We start from the raw sequence: 4,735 nt of genomic DNA, 5'->3' as shown, positions 1-4,735 counted from the left end.
AGAAGCTGTGTCACATCCTCTTTTTGCAGCTCACATGGCATGAGGGATGGTGGTGATCCGGCTTACCGTTCGGTTGGGCGTCGATGGTCGCCATTCCGAACGGCGACGGCAGCACGTTAGTCTTCAGGCGGCTGCGAGAGTGGCTGGCAGCGCCTCGGTCTGGCGGCGGGGGCGGACCAGGCGGCGGGACATGAGCGTAATGAACGCCCACTGGATGTGGGCTTCCGCGTGGGACATCAGCCGCTCATAGTCCCTTGCGTTGCGCCGGGCCCTCATCGTCCATGAATTCGACCGTTCCACCACCCACCTCTTCGGCAGCAGGACGAAGCCCTTGGCATCCTTGGGACGAGGAACGACCTTGATCGTGATGCCGAGGGTGGTCTGGGACCAGGTGCTGAACTCCTCGCCTCCGTAACCGTTGTCCGCCCAGACCAGGACGATTTCGGGGTGTTCGGTATGGAGCCGGGTGAGCAGGATGTGGGCCGCGTCGCGGTCCTGGACATCGGCAGGGGTGACGAGCAGGTCGACCAGCAGGCCGTCCTGGTCAACAAGGAGATGTCGTTTCCGCCCATTTATGTGCTTGTTTGCATCGTAGCCGCGCGTCGCGTTCGACACGGTCTCCGCGCCCTTGACGGACTGCGAGTCCACGATCACCCGGACCGGCCAGGGACAGCGGCGGCGGCGCAGCCTCAACCGCCGTCGGAGCTGGTCAAGGATCCGCTTGAGTACGCCGCCCTTCGCCCAACGGGCGAAGTACCCGAACACGGTGCGCCACGGGATTCCGAAATCGGCGGGCATCGCCCTCCACTTCGCCCCGTTATCGGTGATGTAGCGGATCGCGTCGACCACGCGGCGCCGGGGCCACTTCTCCGGTGCCCCGCCTTTCGGGGTCTGGCAGGCGGGAGTCGGGAGGAGGTCCTTGAGCAGGGCCCATTCGAGGTCGGTGGTGTCGGAGGGGTAGCGGTAGCGGGGCAGGGGCATGACGGGGTGTCGGGCCGCGACCTGAAGAAGGGGCCAACTGCGGGACGGTCGCGGCCCCTTGCCTTTCCGGGGTTCACTCCAGGTTGGCGAGAAGGTGCAGAGTGGACTCGATCGCGCCCATCTGCGCCATGACCGTGCGGATGTAAGGGTCGTCGGGCTTCTTCTTCTGGTGTGGCAGGAGGATCCCGGCGATGAAGTTCTCCACCCGGTGGTGGACGGACTCGAAGAACGCCCGCTCGTAACCGATCCAGACCTCTGGCGCGTCGTCCAGCATCCGGTAGCCCCACGTCTTGTCCCAGGTCACCGGCGGAAGCCCCTTCGCGGCGGCGACCTGGCGCAGATGCGCGAGCCCGGTGTGGACCTGCGCGCGGGTGCGCTCGGTGGCCGCCACCAGCTGGACGATCGTCAGACCGGCGGGACGGGCCTCCAACAGGGCGGACAGGATGGCTTCGGCGTGGACGTGAGCGGGAACGCCCCGCCCCATCGCTACTCGCCCGAGCCCTTCAGCAGCTTCTGAAGCTGCTCGTCCAGGTCGACCTCGCCGCGGGTGACCGCGTTCTCGATCCAGTCCGCCGACGCCCGCACCCGTGCCAGGCCCCGCAGGATCGTCTCGCGCTCGGCGTCGTCGTAGGGCTCGCCGCGCAGGTTCGGCACGATCCTGCCGGCGGTGACGGTGAACTGAGTGCAGACCGCGACCAGGTCCATGAACTGGGTGTTGTGTTCCATCCGCCGCAGCTGGTCCAGCTGCGGGGCGGCTTCCTCCTGCCCGTACTGGACCTGCTGGCGGAACTGGTCGAACTGCGCCTCGTTCACGGCGTGCCTGGCCGTGCCGTCGGCCATCGCCTTCGAGGCGACCGCCGGACGGCGCAGGAAGTCGGTGGCCACCCGCGCGGCCACCTGGTCGTCGGCGGCCAGGTCGTGGATCGCGTCCACCTTCTCCTGGACGCTCTCGGGGGTGTCGACCTTCCAGCCGACGATCCGTTTCGCGCTGTCGTGCGTCCAGCGCGCGGGCCCACCGCGTGGACTGGCCGGGGGATTGTCCACCGCCTCGAACCGTTCCTGCTCGTCGGGAATGGAGGCGAGGATCTTGTGGAGGGTGTGGGAGACATCCGCCCGCCGACGTTCCTTCGGCCAGCGCGAGGCCACCCACCGGTAGTCCCGGACCGTCGAATACGCCAGGCCGACGTCCTCGGCGAACATCCGGATCGCCTCGCTGACCGTGAACAACTCCTCGCTCCCCGACGGATTCGTACCCCCGTAGGAGCGCATCGGCTCGATCTCCAGGCCGGCGTCCCCGAGCTGCCACTGGACGCTGCTCATCGCCTCGACCCAGTCCCGCCCCAGCCTGACCAGCTCGTCGTAGCGCTGCCGGGTCACACTGCCGACCATCCCGGTCATCCGGACACCACCCCCACGAACCCCGGGAGCGACACCTGTTTGTGCCGCCAACTCGCCCTGGACGCCCGTCACTTCGCACCATCCGGCTGCCTCACCCAGCAGCCAAGGGCGTACAGCCCCGGCGCCCGAAGCGGCCCCGCGTCCACCGAACGCGCAGGCTCACACCCCGCCAGGCCGCGCGCGCCGCGCGTGCCATGACTGTTTGCGGCAGGCGGGAGAGCAGTACACCGCCGAGACCAGGCGGTCGACCCCGACCGTCCACACCGCCCCGCACTGCGGACACAAGGCCGTCACACCGGCCTTCACCGCCTCGGTCCGAGCCCTCGCCCGACGCATCCGCCGCCAGTGCCTGGAGCGGCACGCGTTCTCACAGAACACCGCCGTCGACTTCGCCGACGGCATCAACGGCCTACCGCACCCCCGGCACAACCTTGGCCCGCCCCCATCGACCGCGACAACGACCAGACGCAACCGGGCCACCCCGTCCCTGCCCATACGACCACCGTACGGGCAGGGACGGCACTTACGGCGGTGCACTGCTCATCGGGGTGCCGCCGGAGGACGGTCTGGTCCGCTCGAATCAGCAGGTGGAGACATCGGTTCTCACGTGCCAGACGAAGTACCAGTTGGCGGACTTGAAGTTGCGCGATGTTTCAAGCGCAGGATCATTCGTGTTGTAACACTGGATCAGGTCCGGAATTGGACCTCCATCATATGTCGCCGCATCCTTGCCGCCGGTCTGGTTGACGATGATCCACTGCAGGGTGTTGTCGTAGTTGAAGTCGTAGACGTCGTACATGGTTTCGTCGTACAACCTGAAGATGTACCAGTAGTTCCTCGCGCTGGTCTGGTTCGAGAGAACGTACAGACAGACGTAGTACCGAGCGCATCCGGGCAGGTAGTTCCGCGACTCCTCGCCGCGCGGGCGGTCCATCTTCATCCACGGGCCTGAGATGCCTTCGACCCGCGGCTCACCTGCGGCGCTGATGTAGGGGTCCGTAGCAGCGTGCACCGGTGTAGCAGCAAACATTGACAGCAGCATGGCGAACGCTACGAGCAGGCCACATGCGGCAGACCCTCTTTTTGAGGCTCGTGCTGTTTTGATCAGCACCAATTCCCCCTAATCGACAGTTGTGCCTTCCGACCTTCTCGAACTGAGGGTGCACGCTGTGGCTAGGCTTGTCGTTACGGGTGAGTGCACAGGTCTTTAGTCTGCGCGCACTGTCGTGCACTGCTGGCGGAACTGGCGTGGCGAGATGCCGTAGGCGTTACGGAAGGCCTGGCTGAAGTGCGCGGGGCTGGTGAACCCCCAGCAGGTGGCGATGGCGTGGATCGGGCGGGTGGCCAGCCGGGGGTCGGCGAGGTCGCGACGGCACTGTTCCAGGCGGCGTTCGCGGATCCAGCCGGCGACGGTGTGCCCTTCCTGCTGGAACAGCTTGTGCAGATAGCGCAGGGAGATGTGGTGAGCGGCGGCGATCACGTCCGGAGTCAGGTCCGGGCCGCCGAGGTTGTCCCGGATGAAGGCGTGGATCTGGGCCATCAGAGCGCGCCGCCTGGTGTGGGGCGGCACCACGCTGTGGGCGTCCAGGGCGTCGGCGAGCGCCGTGGTCAGTACGTCGATAGTGAGGGTGGACAGCCGGGCGGTGTCGGAGGGGCTGAGTTCGTGCATGTGCCGGGCGAGTTGCAACAGGAACTGTGACGAGAGCGCACCGATGCCGTGGGCGCCTGGGATGGTCAGGGTGCTCAGGCGCCGCAGGTCCCGGGGAGGCAACGGCAGCAGCGAGCGCGGAAAACGCAGGAGCAGCAGCCGGGTCACCGGGACGTCCGGTGCCATCTGGGCCAGGTAGGGCTGCGAGGTGTCATGAAGCATCAGATCCCCGAACCCCATGTCCGCACGCTGGCCGTCTTTCGTCACCGTGCCGCCGCCGCGCACGATGCAGACCAGCTTGAGTACTTCCGGATCGGACTGCCGGATGAGCTTGGGGGTGCGGTGCACCGCGTGCGGCATCGCGGTCAGCAGTGTCGCCTGCACCGGGCCGAACTCGCTGACGCCGACCTGAGCCCGGAATCCGCTCTCCACCTGCGGATCGCAGCGTAGATCGTAGGGCGCCCAGAGCTTCGAGTGCACCTCACGCCAGAAGGCGAACCGCTCCCCCTCCGCCACCTCGGCGGTACTGACGACATCCATGACCCCAGTGTTGCCGTGGCAGGGTCGGACCAGCATCTCCCGAACAAGCCGAACGCAGCCCGCTGCTGCCGCTGGAAGCATGCCGGCCCGCGACCCGACGGCGGTCCAATAACCGCGTGGGACAAGGAGGCCAGTCGCGTTGGCATGTCAGGCTCAGGAACAGGCTCT

At 67.1% G+C, this 4,735-nt stretch carries 5 protein-coding genes; all 5 read right to left on the bottom strand.

The features are described 5' to 3' along the window. Window positions 1-123 precede the first annotated feature (123 nt). The 5 genes from M2283_RS51340 to M2283_RS51320 all read right to left on the bottom strand — a co-directional run bounded on the left by M2283_RS51340 (window position 124) and on the right by M2283_RS51320 (window position 4,567). Window positions 124-981, bottom strand: a complete 858-nt coding sequence (locus M2283_RS51340; protein ID WP_280883541.1) for an IS5 family transposase — start codon at window positions 979-981, stop codon at window positions 124-126. Window positions 982-1,054: 73 nt separating this feature from the next. Next, window positions 1,055-1,465 carry a RacP protein gene (locus M2283_RS51335; protein WP_280883540.1) on the bottom strand — a complete coding sequence of 137 codons (411 nt, stop codon included), beginning with the start codon at window positions 1,463-1,465 and terminating at the stop codon, window positions 1,055-1,057. 2 nt (window positions 1,466-1,467) lie between these two features. Next, complete coding sequence (locus M2283_RS51330; protein ID WP_280883539.1) at window positions 1,468-2,379, bottom strand: DUF6192 family protein; 912 nt, start codon at window positions 2,377-2,379, stop codon at window positions 1,468-1,470. A gap of 580 nt (window positions 2,380-2,959) precedes the next feature. Next, the gene (locus M2283_RS51325) at window positions 2,960-3,490 is read right to left on the bottom strand and encodes a hypothetical protein (protein ID WP_280883538.1); all 531 of its coding nucleotides are present in this window, start codon (window positions 3,488-3,490) and stop codon (window positions 2,960-2,962) included. 96 nt (window positions 3,491-3,586) lie between these two features. Next, window positions 3,587-4,567, bottom strand: coding sequence for a helix-turn-helix domain-containing protein (locus M2283_RS51320; RefSeq protein WP_280883537.1), 981 nt, complete (start codon window positions 4,565-4,567; stop codon window positions 3,587-3,589). Window positions 4,568-4,735 lie beyond the last annotated feature (168 nt).

Origin of the sequence: Streptomyces pseudovenezuelae, assembly GCF_029892565.1 — a bacterium.
In the GTDB taxonomy this organism is placed as follows: domain Bacteria; phylum Actinomycetota; class Actinomycetes; order Streptomycetales; family Streptomycetaceae; genus Streptomyces; species Streptomyces pseudovenezuelae_A.
Note: the sequence above shows the minus strand (reverse complement) of the source record. Positions and strands in the feature narration are given on the sequence as shown.